This window comes from Enterobacter sp. 01-M-03-SI-ECC (assembly GCF_047530215.1).
Lineage (GTDB): Bacteria > Pseudomonadota > Gammaproteobacteria > Enterobacterales > Enterobacteriaceae > Enterobacter > Enterobacter chengduensis.
Map to the genome: position 1 here is coordinate 133,202 of NZ_JBLKDA010000005.1, position 14,844 is coordinate 148,045.

General features: G+C 58.1%; 17 protein-coding genes and 1 CRISPR repeat array (1 of these 18 running past the window's edge). Of the genes, 4 read left to right on the plus strand and 13 right to left on the minus strand.

All coding sequences use genetic code 11. The features are described 5' to 3' along the window. Nucleotides 1-46 precede the first annotated feature (46 nt). A complete protein-coding gene (locus ACMWKK_RS07150) occupies nt 47-1,249 on the plus strand; it encodes an MFS transporter (RefSeq protein ID WP_112780957.1) in 1,203 nt (400 codons plus the stop codon). Next, nucleotides 1,246-1,623: a DUF4440 domain-containing protein gene (locus ACMWKK_RS07155; RefSeq protein WP_112780958.1), complete on the plus strand. Its 378-nt coding sequence runs from the start codon at nt 1,246-1,248 to the stop codon at nt 1,621-1,623. Before ACMWKK_RS07150 ends, ACMWKK_RS07155 begins: the two co-directional genes overlap by 4 nt. 52 nt (nt 1,624-1,675) lie before the next feature. Here ACMWKK_RS07155 and rpoS read toward each other — a convergent pair whose 3' ends face one another. Both rpoS and nlpD read right to left on the minus strand, forming a co-directional pair. Continuing rightward, nucleotides 1,676-2,668, minus strand: coding sequence for an RNA polymerase sigma factor RpoS (gene rpoS / locus ACMWKK_RS07160; RefSeq protein ID WP_008499600.1), 993 nt, complete (start codon nt 2,666-2,668; stop codon nt 1,676-1,678). A 59-nt stretch (nt 2,669-2,727) separates the two neighbouring features. Then, on the minus strand, nt 2,728-3,801 hold the full coding sequence (nlpD, locus tag ACMWKK_RS07165) for a murein hydrolase activator NlpD (RefSeq protein WP_404851921.1): 1,074 nt from the start codon (nt 3,799-3,801) through the stop codon (nt 2,728-2,730). On the opposite strand from nlpD, the gene ACMWKK_RS07170 reads away from it, so the two are divergent. Beyond that, complete coding sequence (locus tag ACMWKK_RS07170; RefSeq protein ID WP_369751013.1) at nt 3,743-3,874, plus strand: peptidase; 132 nt, start codon at nt 3,743-3,745, stop codon at nt 3,872-3,874. The genes nlpD and ACMWKK_RS07170 overlap by 59 nt on opposite strands. Before the next feature lie 94 nt (nt 3,875-3,968). On the opposite strand, the gene ACMWKK_RS07175 is transcribed toward ACMWKK_RS07170, so the two are convergent. The 11 genes from ACMWKK_RS07175 to cysG form a co-directional block, all read right to left on the minus strand. Continuing rightward, the gene (locus ACMWKK_RS07175) at nt 3,969-4,595 is read right to left on the minus strand and encodes a protein-L-isoaspartate(D-aspartate) O-methyltransferase (protein ID WP_045330610.1); all 627 of its coding nucleotides are present in this window, start codon (nt 4,593-4,595) and stop codon (nt 3,969-3,971) included. Then, on the minus strand, nt 4,589-5,350 hold the full coding sequence (gene surE / locus ACMWKK_RS07180) for a 5'/3'-nucleotidase SurE (RefSeq protein ID WP_029741539.1): 762 nt from the start codon (nt 5,348-5,350) through the stop codon (nt 4,589-4,591). Before surE ends, ACMWKK_RS07175 begins: the two co-directional genes overlap by 7 nt. Next, nucleotides 5,331-6,380, minus strand: a complete 1,050-nt coding sequence (truD, locus tag ACMWKK_RS07185; protein ID WP_112780959.1) for a tRNA pseudouridine(13) synthase TruD — start codon at nt 6,378-6,380, stop codon at nt 5,331-5,333. The genes surE and truD overlap by 20 nt, the downstream gene beginning before the upstream one ends. Further along, on the minus strand, nt 6,377-6,856 hold the full coding sequence (gene ispF, locus ACMWKK_RS07190) for a 2-C-methyl-D-erythritol 2,4-cyclodiphosphate synthase (RefSeq protein WP_029741541.1): 480 nt from the start codon (nt 6,854-6,856) through the stop codon (nt 6,377-6,379). The genes truD and ispF overlap by 4 nt, the downstream gene beginning before the upstream one ends. After that, complete coding sequence (gene ispD / locus ACMWKK_RS07195; protein ID WP_112780960.1) at nt 6,856-7,566, minus strand: 2-C-methyl-D-erythritol 4-phosphate cytidylyltransferase; 711 nt, start codon at nt 7,564-7,566, stop codon at nt 6,856-6,858. Before ispD ends, ispF begins: the two co-directional genes overlap by 1 nt. A 19-nt stretch (nt 7,567-7,585) precedes the next feature. Next, a complete protein-coding gene (gene ftsB / locus ACMWKK_RS07200) occupies nt 7,586-7,897 on the minus strand; it encodes a cell division protein FtsB (protein ID WP_008499609.1) in 312 nt (103 codons plus the stop codon). A gap of 166 nt (nt 7,898-8,063) precedes the next feature. Continuing rightward, nucleotides 8,064-8,387, minus strand: coding sequence for a DUF3561 family protein (locus tag ACMWKK_RS07205; RefSeq protein ID WP_045330604.1), 324 nt, complete (start codon nt 8,385-8,387; stop codon nt 8,064-8,066). 58 nt (nt 8,388-8,445) lie between these two features. Continuing rightward, the gene (gene cysC / locus ACMWKK_RS07210; RefSeq protein ID WP_045330602.1) at nt 8,446-9,051 is read right to left on the minus strand and encodes an adenylyl-sulfate kinase; all 606 of its coding nucleotides are present in this window, start codon (nt 9,049-9,051) and stop codon (nt 8,446-8,448) included. Continuing rightward, nucleotides 9,051-10,475 carry a sulfate adenylyltransferase subunit CysN gene (gene cysN / locus ACMWKK_RS07215; protein WP_112780961.1) on the minus strand — a complete coding sequence of 475 codons (1,425 nt, stop codon included), beginning with the start codon at nt 10,473-10,475 and terminating at the stop codon, nt 9,051-9,053. Before cysN ends, cysC begins: the two co-directional genes overlap by 1 nt. A gap of 9 nt (nt 10,476-10,484) precedes the next feature. Next, nucleotides 10,485-11,393 carry a sulfate adenylyltransferase subunit CysD gene (gene cysD, locus ACMWKK_RS07220; protein ID WP_006811770.1) on the minus strand — a complete coding sequence of 303 codons (909 nt, stop codon included), beginning with the start codon at nt 11,391-11,393 and terminating at the stop codon, nt 10,485-10,487. A 9-nt stretch (nt 11,394-11,402) separates the two neighbouring features. Continuing rightward, nucleotides 11,403-12,761 (minus strand): siroheme synthase CysG, encoded by a 1,359-nt coding sequence (cysG, locus tag ACMWKK_RS07225; protein WP_112780962.1) that lies wholly within the window; start codon nt 12,759-12,761, stop codon nt 11,403-11,405. A gap of 237 nt (nt 12,762-12,998) precedes the next feature. Here cysG and ACMWKK_RS07230 point away from each other — a divergent pair, with 237 nt between their 5' ends. Further along, a complete protein-coding gene (locus ACMWKK_RS07230) occupies nt 12,999-14,039 on the plus strand; it encodes an aminopeptidase (protein WP_112780963.1) in 1,041 nt (346 codons plus the stop codon). Between the two features lie 61 nt (nt 14,040-14,100). Then, nucleotides 14,101-14,844: direct repeats of the CRISPR family, unit length 29 nt; unit sequence CGGTTTATCCCCGCTCACGCGGGGAACAC; it runs 261 nt beyond the window's last position.

Consider the following 14,844-nt stretch of genomic DNA (forward strand, 5'->3'; position numbering starts at 1 on the left):
TGCTTCCCGGATCGATACGATACCCCACCTCACCGGAGGATCCACCATGACGTATCGCAGCAAAGTCGCCGCTGTTTATCTGCTGGGCTTTTTTCTTGATTTGATCAACATGTTTATTGCCAGCGTCGCCTTCCCGGCAATGGCCCACGCCTTTAACACCACGCCTTCAGCCCTTGCCTGGGTCAGTAACGGGTACATTGCCGGCCTGACGCTGGTGATCCCGTTCAGCAGCATCCTCACGCGCCGCATCGGACCAAAGCGCGTCATCCTGCTTTCGCTCTTTCTGTTCAGCGCAGCCTCTGCGGCGGCGGGCCTGTCTGCTACGCTTGAAGGTCTTATCGCCTGGCGAGTGCTGCAGGGCGTGGGAGGGGGGTTATTGATCCCCGTCGGACAGGCGCTGACCTGGCAACAGTTTAAGCCTCACGAGCGCGCCAAACTCTCCTCGGCGGTGATGCTGGTCGCGTTGCTTGCTCCCGCCTGCTCCCCTGCTATCGGGGGCCTGCTGGTGCAGGCGCTAAGCTGGCGGTGGATATTTTTCGCCACGCTGCCGGTCGCGGTTGTGACCTTTGCGCTGGCCTGCCTGTGGCTGAAACACGAAATGCCCGCGATGAAAACGGCCAGACTGCTAAACCTGCCGTTACTCGCGAACCCGCTTTTGCGTTTTTCCATGCTTGTCTATTTATGCGTACCCGGCATGTTTATTGGGGTGAACGTCACGGGAATGTTTTATCTTCAGCAGGTGGCGCACATGAGCCCGGCCGCAACGGGGATGCTGATGCTGCCGTGGTCCATAGCTTCGTTTATCGCCATCACGGCAACGGGACGCTATTTTAACCGTATCGGCCCCGGCCCGCTGATCGTCATCGGCTGCCTGCTGCAGGCGGCGGGTATTCTGCTTTTGATTGACGTCAGCTCGTCAGCGCTGCTCCCTGCCGTTGCGTTTACCCTGATGGGCGCGGGGGGAAGCCTGTGCAGCAGTACGGCACAGAGCAGCGCGTTTCTGACAACGCGCCGGGATGAGATGCCGGATGCCAGCGCGCTGTGGAATCTGAATCGTCAACTGAGCTTTTTTGCCGGAGCCCTGCTGCTGGCGCAGGCGCTGAACCTGGCGCAGGCCTGGCTAACGCCGCTCGCCGCCTGGCACGAGATGTTTATTTTTGCCGCAGGCATGACCTTGCTGCCTGTACTGTATGCTTTTCGTCTTAACAATACGCAGGTGCTGAGCCAGCTGCGACAGGAGAATTCATGACGCCTTTCGAACACGACATTATCGACCTCCACATTGCGCTTGAAGAGTGGTTAGGCAAGGGTGAAGGCAATTCCGACGCCCTGCTCGCCCGCTTCAGTCCAGATTTTCTGATGCTCCCGCCGGGCGGTGCTCATATCGACTATAGCGGCCTGGCCAGCTTTCTGAAAAACCAGCGCGGAAGCCGTCCCGGACTGAAGATCGTCATTGATGAACTCTCCACGATCCAGCACTGGGAGGGGGGCGCGGTGCTTCACTACCGGGAGACGCAAACCCGGCCAGAGCTGCCCGTCAACGTGCGCTGGTCAACCGCGGTGCTCAATCAGGAAGGCGATCGGATAGTTTGGCGTTTGCTGCACGAAACGGCGCAGCCGTAGCGCAAAAGAAAAAGGCCCGTCTCACGACGGGCCTTTTTTGACGAAGGGTTGCTTATTCGCGGAACAGCGCTTCGATATTCAGACCTTGCCCCTGCAGGATTTCACGCAGGCGGCGCAGACCTTCAACCTGAATCTGACGAACACGTTCACGGGTCAGGCCAATTTCACGGCCGACGTCTTCCAGTGTCGCAGCTTCATACCCCAGTAAACCGAAACGACGTGCCAGCACTTCACGCTGTTTGGCGTTCAGTTCGAACAGCCATTTGACGATGCTCTGCTTCATGTCATCGTCCTGCGTGGTGTCTTCCGGGCCGTTGTCTTTTTCATCGGCCAGGATGTCCAGCAGCGCTTTTTCGGAGTCGCCACCCAGCGGGGTGTCAACCGAGGTAATGCGCTCGTTGAGACGCAGCATACGGCTCACGTCATCAACCGGTTTATCGAGTTGTTCGGCAATTTCTTCTGCGCTTGGCTCGTGGTCCAGCTTATGGGACAACTCGCGCGCGGTACGCAGATACACGTTCAACTCTTTGACGATGTGGATCGGCAGGCGGATCGTACGGGTCTGGTTCATAATAGCCCGTTCGATGGTCTGACGAATCCACCAGGTCGCGTAGGTTGAGAAACGGAACCCGCGTTCCGGGTCAAACTTCTCAACTGCGCGGATGAGACCTAAGTTGCCCTCTTCAATCAGATCCAGCAGAGCCAGACCACGATTGCCGTAACGGCGGGCAATTTTCACGACCAGTCGCAGGTTACTTTCAATCATGCGACGGCGCGAGGCCACATCACCACGCAAAGCACGACGTGCGAAATAGACTTCTTCTTCGGCCGTTAGCAGTGGGGAGTAACCAATCTCCCCAAGGTAAAGCTGAGTCGCGTCCAGTACACGCTGTGTGGCGCCCTGCGATAACAGCTCTTCTTCAGCCAAATCGTTATCACTGGGTTCCTCTTCTACTAAGGCTTTTTCGTCAAAAGCCTCTACTCCGTTCTCATCAAATTCCGCGTCTTCATTTAAATCATGAACTTTCAGCGTATTCTGACTCATAAGGTGGCTCCTACCCGTGATCCCTGAACGAGACACCCTGGCTGGCATGCCCCGTCAAATTATCGCTGCGGCAAATACTGCAGCGGGTTTACGGATTTCCCCTTGTAACGAATTTCAAAATGCAAGCGTGTAGAACTGGTTCCGGTGCTACCCATGGTAGCGATTTTTTGCCCCGCCTTAACTTCTTGTTGTTCCCGGACCAGCATTGTGTCGTTATGGGCGTAGGCACTCAGGTAATCATCGTTATGTTTGATGATAATAAGATTACCGTAACCGCGCAGAGCGTTACCGGCATACACAACGCGCCCGTCTGCGGTCGCGATGATAGCCTGTCCTTTACTCCCTGCGATATCGATCCCTTTATTTCCCCCTTCGGAGGAAGAGAAGTTCTCGATAACCTTGCCGTCAGTTGGCCATCGCCATGCAGAGATTGGCGAACTGGAGGTCATACTGCTGGCAGTCGGTTCAGTAGAGCTAACCACAGGTGCCGTAACCGGTGCTGTGACAGTAGTCGCAGTCCCTTTATTATTCGGCAACATTTTGTTAGCAGTCTGATCACCTGAGTCCTCAGAATACGTAATTACAGGTTGTGAAGCAACCACCGTGGTGGATTTTTGTGCAGGCTTAACGCTGTTATTTTGAGCCGTTACGTCGGCCGCTGAAACGGTGTTGCCAGGCGTCAGCGGCGTGCCCGTCGCGTTGCCTACCTGAAGCGTTTGCCCGACCTCCAGACCATACGGGGCCTGGACGTTATTGCGCTGCGCGAGGTCGCGGAAATCGTTCCCGGTGATCCAGGCAATGTAGAACAGCGTATCGCCACGCTTGACGGTATAAGTGCTGCCGCCGGTGTAGCTGCCTTTCGGAATGTTCCCATACTGCCGGTTATAGACTATGCGGCCATTTTGGGTCTGAACAGGTTGTTCAACTGGCTGAACCTGCATTGGCTGTGTAACAGGATGTTGCACAGGCTGAATTTGTGGTGTTTGCTGCGGCGCAGCAGTGCCCATTTTAGGCGGCGGCGTGATTAACATTCCGCTGGACGTGTTACCGGAGCCGCTGTTTCCACCGACGGAACTGACGGGCGCAGGCGCGTTGTTAGAACTTGTACAGCCTGCCAGCCAGAGCGAAACCAGTGATAATGCCGCAACACGGCTGATGGTGAATTTAGGGCTTCCCGCGCTCATTTATCCCCCAGGAATGTGTTAACTACCAGTGACTTAAAATTTACCGTGATGGCACGAATCTTTCGCGCCACACCATACGCTGAATTTGCCTTAATAACCCTGGATAAATCCGAGTCTCAGGCCAACTCCCCCTTCACCAGAGGCACAAAGCGCACGGCCTCCACGGTGTCGATAATAAACTCGCCGCCGCGCCGACGAACGCGCTTTAACAGCTGCTGCTCGTCCCCGACAGGCAGAACCAGAATGCCCCCCTCATCCAGCTGCGACAACAGGGCTGCTGGAATTTCAGGCGGGGCCGCCGTCACGATGATTGCGTCAAACGGGGCGCGCGCCTTCCAACCCTGCCATCCATCACCGTGTCGTGTCGAAACATTATGTAAATCCAGTTGTTTCAGGCGACGACGCGCCTGCCACTGTAAACCTTTGATTCGCTCAACGGAGCAGACGTGATGCACCAGATGCGCCAGGATCGCGGTCTGATACCCCGACCCGGTGCCAATCTCCAGCACGCGGGAGTCGGGCGTTAGCTCCAGCAGCTCCGTCATGCGTGCCACCATGTAAGGCTGCGAAATCGTCTGGCCCTGCCCGATGGGCAGCGCCACGTTTTCCCACGCTTTGTGTTCAAACGCCTCGTCTACAAATTTCTCACGCGGAACCTGAGCAAGCGCTTCAAGCACGTGCTCGTCGCGTATCCCCTGCGTGCGCAGTTGTTCCAGAAGAGTTTGTACACGTTTGTTTACCATTGCGCGTTCACTCCTGCGCGTTCCAGCCAGCCCGACACCACATCATGCGCGCTATACGCGGTTAAATCTACGTGCAGCGGAGTAACCGAAACATAGCCTTCATCCACGGCGGCGAAGTCGGTATCCGGGCCCGCATCGCACTTATCGCCGGGAGGACCAATCCAGTAAAGCGTGTTGCCGCGAGGATCCTGCTGTGGGATCACCTGATCGGCAGGATGTCGGCTTCCGCAGCGCGTGACGCGAATGCCTTTAATTTCATCGAGAGGAAGATCCGGCACGTTGATATTGAGGATACGTCCGGTCCGCAACGGCTCGCGGCCGAGCGCCCGCAGGATCGAACAGGTGACCGCGGCGGCGGTGTCGTAGTGCGTGTGGCCGTTTAACGAGACCGCCAGCGCCGGGAACCCCAAGTGGCGCCCTTCCATTGCGGCAGCCACGGTGCCGGAGTAAATCACGTCATCGCCGAGGTTAGGCCCGGCGTTAATGCCGGAGACGACGATGTCCGGGCGCGGCCGCATCAGCGCGTTCACGCCCAAAAAGACGCAGTCGGTCGGCGTGCCCATCTGCACGGCAATATCGCCATTTTCAAAGGTAAAGGTGCGAAGCGACGACTCCAGCGTCAAAGAGTTAGACGCTCCACTGCGGTTACGATCGGGCGCCACGACCTGCACATCCGCAAATTCGCGGAGGTGTTTCGCCAGGGTCTGAATGCCCGGCGCGTGGATCCCGTCATCGTTACTCAGCAATATTCGCATAATCACCCGACGTGTTGATAATTTCCCTGACAACGCTGGTGGCAAAGCTACCTGCCGGTAGCCAGAAGCGTAACTCGACGGTCACGTCATCCCACCAGTTCCAGCCTAGCTGCTGCGGATAGAGCAGCATCGCGCGGCGCGCCGCGTCAACTTTTTCCCGCACCAGCAAGGATTGCAGTTCTGGCGCATCCGCCACGGCTGACTGCTCGGCGGCCAGCGCATCGCCCTGCGTTCCCCAGTCGCCCGTACCGGGCAACGCGGCGGTAATCATCAGCGCTTTTGCGTCCACGCGCGACTGCACATCGGCCATCTCTTCGGCCGTTGCCACAAACCAGCTTCCGCGTCCCGCTAATTGTAGCGCATCGCCAACAACAACTTGATTCGCGTCCGGTTTTTTCAGCCTTTCGCTCACAATCTGATTAAACAACGCGCTGCGGGCCGCCGACAACCAAAAACTGCGTTTATTCCTGTCCCGCACCGGCGCGTCGCTTTGCGCCCAGCGCAGCGCGCCCTGAAGGTTGCTGCCGCCAATGCCAAAGCGCTGCGCGCCAAAGTAGTTCGGTACGCCGCGTTCATTGATAGCGTTCAGACGTTTTTCAACGTCTTCGCGATTTGTCACTTCGCGCAGCACGAGGGTAAACGCGTTACCTTTCAACGCCCCCAGACGCAGCTTGCGCTTGTGGCGGGCAAACTCCAGTACCTTACAGCCCTCAAGCTCAAATTTGCTTAAATCAGGCATCGTATTGCCGGGAACGCGCGCGCAGAGCCACTGTTCCGTGACGGCGTGTTTATCTTTCTGCCCGGCAAAGCTCACTTCTCGGGCATGAATTTTGAGGAATTTTGCCAGCGCGTCGGCCACAAAGCGGGTATTGCAGCCATTTTTCAGAATACGCACCAGGATATGTTCGCCTTCGCCATCCGGCTCAAACCCCAAATCCTCGACCACGAGGAAATCTTCAGGGCTGGCTTTCAGCACGCCGTTCCCCTGCGGTTTGCCGTGCAGGTAGGTCAGATTGTCGAAGTCCGTCATTTGCTCGCCTTCAGCAGCAGCGCTACGGCCTCACAGGCAATCCCTTCGCCGCGACCGGTAAAGCCCAGCTTTTCGGTCGTCGTCGCTTTGACGTTCACATCGTCCATATGGCAGCCCAGATCTTCTGCAATAAACACGCGCATCTGCGGAATGTGCGGCAGCATTTTGGGAGCCTGGGCAATAATCGTCACGTCGACGTTGCCGAGGGTATAGCCTTTCGCCTGGATGCGGCGCCACGCTTCGCGCAGCAGCTCGCGGCTGTCGGCGCCTTTAAATGCCGGATCGGTGTCCGGGAACAGCTTGCCGATATCACCCAGCGCGGCCGCGCCAAGCAGGGCGTCGGTCAGCGCATGCAGCGCCACGTCGCCATCAGAATGCGCCAGCAGACCTTTTTCGTAAGGAATACGCACGCCGCCAATGATAATTGGGCCTTCTCCGCCAAAGGCGTGTACATCAAAACCGTGTCCAATTCGCATTATGCCTTCTCCTGATGGGTCGAACGGGTAAGATAAAATTCCGCGAGCTGTAAGTCTTCCGGACGCGTCACTTTAATATTATCAGCACGTCCTTCAACAAGCGTTGGGTGGAAGCCGCAATACTCCAGCGCAGAGGCTTCGTCCGTAATGGTCGCACCTTCGTTAAGCGCACGCGTTAAGCAGTCGTGGAGTAATTCGCGGGGGAAAAACTGGGGCGTCAGCGCGTGCCATAAATCGACGCGATCGACGGTGTGGGCGATAGCCTGTTTGCCCGGCTCGGCGCGCTTCATGGTGTCGCGCACCGGCGCGGCCAGAATGCCGCCCACCTTGCTGGTTTCGCTCAGCGCCAGCAGGCGCGCAAGGTCGTCCTGATGCAGGCATGGACGCGCCGCGTCATGCACCAGCACCCACGGCGCGTTTCCGGCAGCCTGAATGCCCGCCAAAACGGAATCGGCGCGCTCGGTACCGCCGTCAACGACGGTAATCTGTGGGTGATTTGCCAGCGGCAGCTGCGCGAAGCGCGCATCGCCAGGGCTGATAGCGATGATCACACGCGTCACCCGCGGGTGCGCCAGCAGCGCCGCCACGGCGTGCTCGAGGATCGTTTTATCGCCAATAGAGAGGTACTGCTTGGGACATTCTGTCTGCATGCGCCGGCCAAAACCTGCGGCCGGCACCACGGCGCATACGTCCGAAAAAGTTACTGCCATGTCGTAATCCTGGGCCTGATTATCGATTGTTTTGTGCTGAGCCCTGATTGCGTTTAGACGCATCCGGTACCAGACGATAAAAGGTTTCGCCCGGCTTAGTCATACTGAGTTCATTGCGTGCGCGTTCCTCAATCGCCTCTTGCCCGCCATTGAGGTCATCAATTTCAGCGAAGAGTTGATCGTTTCGCGCCTTAAGTTTGGCGTTTGTTGCCTGCTGAGCCGCGACGTCATCGCTCACCCGGCTGTAGTCGTGCAGTCCGTTCTTACCGAACCACAGCGAATATTGCAGCCAGATTAGCAAAGCCAGCAACAGCAGCGTTAGTTTACCCATCCTGCCCCCTGAAAAACGGCATCATCATCCCAAGACTTCCCCAGAGCACTACGCCGGGGTAACAGAGATGCCGCAACATCGCGGGCAAATGTACCACATTTTTTCCGCAGAATCGTCCTGCACAATATCGTTACACAGTTGGTTACGGTTTGAATTATGGCTGAAGTTAGCCCATGAGCCACAAAAATAACAGACCAAACATCAGAACCACCGTCACAATCGTGACCACGGTGCTGTAGAGGAGCTTGCCGTTGAGCAGCGAGTGCAGCGCAATGCCGACGACAACCGCCACGGGCATCAGCGCCAGAAAGAAAGGCCAGGTGTAGAGAAAGAAGAACAGCGTGTTGCCGCCGTAGATGAGAAACGGAATGCCCAGCGCCAGCAGCCATGCGACGAAGCCAATGATGGCCCCAGGAAATGACCAGGTCGTTTCGTCGTCGGTCGCGAGCGGCTCCGACCTGGTGGTGATGTAATGTTCACTGTTGCGCATAGCTAGTCCTGTGACCGTGACTCATCGTTCGGGAAGACAGCTCCCGAACGATACCGCCTCAGGATCTGATAATATCGTCCCGTCTGAGCAGGTCTAATAATTGGCTTACTAAATTTGTTACCAATTGTTGACCCTCCAGGTGAATTTCAGGCGATTCAGGCGCTTCGTATACCGCGTCAATGCCGGTGAAGTTGCGCAGTTCTCCGGCCCGCGCTTTCTTGTACAGCCCTTTCGGGTCGCGCGCTTCACAAATTTCCAGCGGCGTATCGACAAACACCTCGATAAAGCGATCCTGGCCCACGCGTTCGCGCACCATCTGGCGCTCGGCGCGGTGCGGAGAGATAAACGCGGTCAGCACCACCAGCCCCGCGTCAGCCATCAGGCTGGCGACTTCGCCCACCCGACGAATGTTCTCTTTGCGGTCGTCGTCGCTAAACCCTAAATCGCTGCACAGGCCGTGGCGCACGTTGTCGCCATCCAGCAGGTAGGTACTGACGCCCTGCTGATAGAGCGCCTCTTCCAGCGCGCCCGCCACCGTTGATTTACCCGAGCCGGACAGCCCGGTAAACCACAGCACCACCCCACGGTGACCGTGGAGCTTTTCGCGCTGGGCGACGGTGACCGGATGAGGATGCCAGACGACGTTCTCATCATGGGCGGCCATTACTTGCCCTCCAGCAGATCGCGCGCGCCCCAGTGCGGGAAGTGTTTACGCACCAGCGCGTTCAGCTCCAGCTCAAAGGCGCTGAATTCAGAAGCAGCGGTCGCCTGCTCGTTTGGCTCACGAACCATCCCCGCGCCGACGGTAACGTTAGTCAGACGGTCGATAAAAATCAGCCCGCCCGTGACCGGGTTCTGCTGATACGGGTCCAGCACCAGCGGTTCGTCGAAGGTCAGATCGACCAGACCAATACCGTTCAGCGGCAGCTCGCTCACGTCACGGTGGGTCAGGTTGTTGATGTCCACCTGGAACTGAATGCCGTCCACGCGGGCGCGGGTTTTCTTGCCCGCAATTTTGATGTCGTAGCTTTGGCCAGCGGTCAGCGGCTGTTCCGCCATCCACACCACGTCCACGGAAGCGCCCTGAACCGCCGCCAGCGTTTCCTGCGCGTCGACCAGCAGGTCGCCCCGGCTGATATCAATTTCGTCTTTCAGCACCAGCGTAACCGCTTCACCGGCGCCCGCTTCCTGCAGGTCACCGTCGAAGGTGACGATGCGGGCAATGGTCGATTCCACGCCGGACGGCAGCACCTTAACGCGCTGGCCGACCTTCACGGAGCCTGACGCAAGGGTGCCCGAGAAGCCGCGGAAATCGAGGTTTGGACGATTCACGTACTGCACCGGGAAGCGCATCGGCTGGGTGTCGACCACGCGCTGGATCTCAACGGTTTCCAGCACCTCCAGCAGCGTCGGGCCGCTGTACCACGGCATGTTCGCGCTCTGGGAGGCGACGTTATCCCCTTCCAGCGCCGAGAGCGGCACAAAGCGAATATCCAGGTTGCCCGGCAGCTGTTCGGCAAAGGTCAGGTAGCTCTGGCGGATCTCCTCGAACGTCTCTTCGCTGAAGTTCACCAGATCCATCTTGTTGACCGCCACCACCAGGTGCTTGATCCCCAGCAGCGTCGAGATAAAGCTGTGACGACGGGTCTGATCCAGCACGCCTTTACGCGCGTCCATCAGCAGGATCGCCAGGTCGCAGGTGGACGCGCCGGTCGCCATGTTACGGGTGTACTGCTCGTGCCCCGGGGTGTCGGCGATAATAAATTTGCGCTTCTCGGTAGAGAAGTAGCGGTAGGCCACGTCGATGGTGATGCCCTGCTCGCGCTCCGCCTGCAGGCCGTCCACCAGCAGGGCCAGGTCGAGCTTTTCACCCTGGGTGCCGTGACGCTTGCTGTCGTTGTGCAGAGAAGAGAGCTGATCTTCGTAAATCTGGCGCGTATCGTGCAGCAGGCGGCCAATCAGGGTACTTTTCCCGTCATCCACGCTGCCGCAGGTCAGAAAACGCAGCAGGCTTTTGTGTTGTTGCGCGTGCAGGTACGCTTCCACGCCGCCTTCGTTGGCAATTTGTTCAGCAATAGTGGTGTTCATGGCGGCTCCTTAGAAATAACCCTGACGTTTCTTCAGCTCCATGGAGCCTGCCTGGTCGCGGTCAATCACGCGCCCCTGTCGCTCGCTGGTGGTGGACACCAGCATCTCTTCAATGATCTCCGGCAGCGTCTGCGCGCTGGATTCCACCGCGCCGGTCAACGGCCAGCAGCCGAGAGTACGGAAACGCACCATCTGTTTTTTAATCACTTCGCCCGGCTGCAGGTCGATGCGATCGTCGTCGATCATCATCAGCATGCCGTCGCGCTCCAGCACCGGACGCTCGGCGGCCAGGTACAGCGGAACGATCTCGATGTTTTCCAGATAGATGTACTGCCAGATATCCAGCTCGGTCCAGTTGGAGAGCGGGAAGACGCGGATACTTTCGCCCTTGTTAATCTGGCCGTTGTAGTTGTGCCACAGCTCCGGACGCTGGTTTTTCGGATCCCAGCGGTGGAAGCGGTCGCGGAAGGAGTAGATACGCTCTTTGGCACGGGACTTCTCTTCGTCACGACGCGCGCCGCCGAAGGCCGCGTCAAAACCGTATTTATTCAGGGCCTGCTTCAGCCCTTCGGTTTTCATGATATCGGTGTGCTTGGCGCTGCCGTGCACGAACGGGTTAATGCCCATCGCCACCCCTTCCGGGTTTTTATGCACCAGCAGCTCGCAGCCGTAGGCTTTCGCGGTACGGTCGCGGAACTCGTACATTTCGCGGAATTTCCAGCCGGTGTCCACGTGCAGCAGCGGGAACGGCAGCGTACCCGGATAAAACGCTTTACGCGCCAGATGCAGCATGACGCTGGAATCTTTACCGATGGAGTACATCATCACCGGGTTAGAAAACTCGGCGGCCACTTCGCGGATAATATGGATACTTTCCGCTTCGAGCTGCCGCAGGTGTGTAAGACGTTTTTGGTCCATAACCGTTCCTTAAGCCAAATTTACAACAGAAGAACCAAAGCCTTCTGTATCGGTTGTGTGCTGAAACCAGGCGAGCGTGCTGTGCAGATGCACCACTTCCCCCACCACGATCAGGGCGGGCATCGGGGCGTCTTTCGCCAGGGCTGCAAGATGTTCCAGGGTGCCCGTCGCAACGTGCTGATCGACGCGGGTGCCGCGAGAAATGACGGCAACGGGCGTCGTCGCCTCGCGGCCGTGCTGAATAAGCTGTTCACTAATGTCTGCCGCCTTCATCGTGCCCATGTATATCGCCAGCGTCTGGCGGCTCTGGGCGAGATGCGACCAGTCAAACGGCGCGCTGTCGGCCTTGTAGTGGCCGGTCACAAAGGTGACGCTTTGAGCATAATCGCGATGGGTGAGCGGGATACCGGCATAGGCCGTTACCGCAGAAGCCGCCGTAATGCCGGGCACCACCTGGAACGGTACGCCCGCTTCGGCTGCCGCCTGCAGCTCTTCGCCGCCGCGACCGAAAATGAACGGATCGCCCCCCTTCAGGCGCACCACGGTTTTACCCGCTTTGGCGGCGTCAACCAGCATCTGGTTGGTGTCGTGCTGCGGCACAGAGTGCTCGCCAGCCCGTTTTCCGACGCAGATTTGCTCCGCGTCGCGACGGATCAGCTCGCGCACGCCGTCGGTGACCAGATGATCGTAAAACACCACGTCCGCGTCCTGCAGCACCTGCAGGCCGCGCAGCGTCAGGAGCCCGGCATCGCCCGGCCCCGCGCCCACCAGAATGATCTCCCCGCCCGTGCTGCCGGGGTTATCCAGTTCGTCCTCGAGGATTTTCTGCGCCGCGGTCTCATTGCCGGCCTGCATCAGGCTGGCAAAGCGGCCGCGAAACACGCGTTCCCAGAAGCGACGGCGTTCCGTCACGCTGGTCAGGCGGGTTTTCAGGTGGTTGCGCCAGTAGCTGGCCTTCTCCGCCATGCGTCCGAGGCTGGTCGGCAGCAGCGCTTCGATTTTTTCCCGCAGCACGCGCGCCAGCACCGGCGCGGTACCGCCGGAGGAGATGGCCACCAGCAGCGGCGAACGGTCAACGATCGACGGAAAGATAAACGAGCATAAAGGCTGGTCGTCCACCACGTTCACCAGGCGGTAACGGGCCTGAGCGGCGTCGGAGATCCGCCGGTTCAGTTCGCGGTCTTCGGTCGCCGCAATGACCAGCACGACGCTGTCGATGTGTGATTCGTCAAAATCCGCCTCTGCAACTACCCGCACCTGCGCCCCTGCGCGATGAAGAAACGCGATTTTGCGATCGGCGATTTCACCCGTGCCAACAACCAGCACCGGCTTCTCTTTTATCGCGGCAAATAAGGGCAGATAGTCCACAAGCAACAACTCACTAACAACGAGGAATAAAGGGACTATAGGGGGCGGCTTAGATCGAATGAAATTACGAATTGGAATGAGTAGTTACTCAATGGAATAACGCCCTGAAAATGCTAATACCAAAAAGTGCTTAACGCGCGACATTTCGGGCATTTAAGAACAATTCAAATTGTGTATGGACGATCACAGTTTCATACTAGACGGGTTATTATTTTGCTCTGTTTTTAAGGACTCACTATGTTTTCCGCAATGCGCCACCGTATTGCTGCCCTGGCGCTCGGCGTTTGCTTTATTCTTCCCGCTCAGGCAAAAAACCCACCTTATGGTGACATCGCCAATATGCAGGCTCGGCATATTGCCACCGTCTTCCCTGGCCGCATGACCGGCTCGCCTGCGGAAATGCTCTCCGCCGACTATCTTCGCCAGCAGTTTGCCGACATGGGTTACCAGAGCGACATCCGGTCGTTTCACAGCCGCTACGTGTATACCTCACGAAATAAAACGAAAAACTGGCATAACGTGACCGGCAGTACGGTGATTGCGGCGCACGAAGGTAGCGCAAAAGAGCAAATTATTATTATGGCGCACCTTGATACCTACGCCCCGCTGAGCGATGCCGATACGGACAACAATCTTGGCGGGCTGACGCTGCAGGGCATGGACGATAACGCGGCAGGCCTGGGCGTGATGCTCGAACTGGCAGAGCGGATGAAAAATGTCCCCACCCAATATGGCATTCGTTTTGTAGCCACCAGCGGTGAAGAAGAGGGCAAGCTCGGCGCTGAGAATCTCCTTAAGCGCATGAGCGCAGAGGAGAAGAAAAATACGCTGCTGGTGATCAACCTCGATAACCTGATCGTCGGCGACAAGCTCTATTTCAACAGCGGGCAGAGTACGCCGGGTACCGTGCGAAAACTGACGCGCGACCGGGCGCTGGCCATTGCCCGCAGCCATGGCGTTTATGCCACCAGTAATCCCGGCGGGAACCCGGATTATCCGCGAGGCACCGGCTGCTGCAACGACGGCGAAGTGTTCGATAAGGCGGGCATTCCGGTGCTGTACGTGGAAGCGACAAACTGGGCGCTGGGCAATAAAGATGGCTACCAGCAGCGGGCGAAAACGAAGGCCTTCCCGGACGGGACAAGCTGGCACAACGTGATGCTGGATAATCAGCAGCACATCGACAGCGCACTGCCGCAGCGAATTGAGCACCGCAGCCGTGATGTGGTGAAGGTGATGCTGCCGCTGGTGAAGGAGCTGGCAAAAGCGGGGAAATAGCGGGCTTTCCCCGCTGATGTGGGGAACATACTTAAATTCGAACACAATCTGAACTCCTCACCGGTTTATCCCCGCTCGCGCGGGGAACACTTGTTGTAAAAAACAGGAAAACGAGGAGGGAACGGTTTATCCCCGCTCGCGCGGGGAACACGCGCAGAAGCGCTGCAACGAACGATTTGCTGACGGTTTATCCCCGCTCGTGCGGGGAACACTTGACCAGCTGGCGCCAGCTGGACGGCACACCCGGTTTATCCCCGCTCGCGCGGGGAACACCTTGATGAAATTCAGCACTTCAGGGGTAATCCCGGTTTATCCCCGCTCGCGCGGGGAACACTCCAGCGGCCGCGGCTGCGATATACGGTTTCTCGGTTTATCCCCGCTCACGCGGGGAACACCCTACCATTTCAATAATTGAAATGAGTAAATCCGGTTTATCCCCGCTCACGCGGGGAACACAATGATAGGGTCTTTATATGCCAAACAACTCACGGTTTATCCCCGCTCACGCGGGGAACACCCGCGCGACAAGCTGACAATGAACCGCTGGCACGGTTTATCCCCGCTCACGCGGGGAACACAGATGCGCTGTAAGCGCATGGAGGCGCGGAGACGGTTTATCCCCGCTCACGCGGGGAACACCCAGTTATCGGGATTCGCCTCCATTAAAACAACGGTTTATCCCCGCTCACGCGGGGAACACCCACCAGGGCTGGATTGCGGCACAGGTAATCCCGGTTTATCCCCGCTCGCGCGGGGAACACATCCCGGTCATGACCAGCGGCTTAGACGACCCCGGTTTATCCCC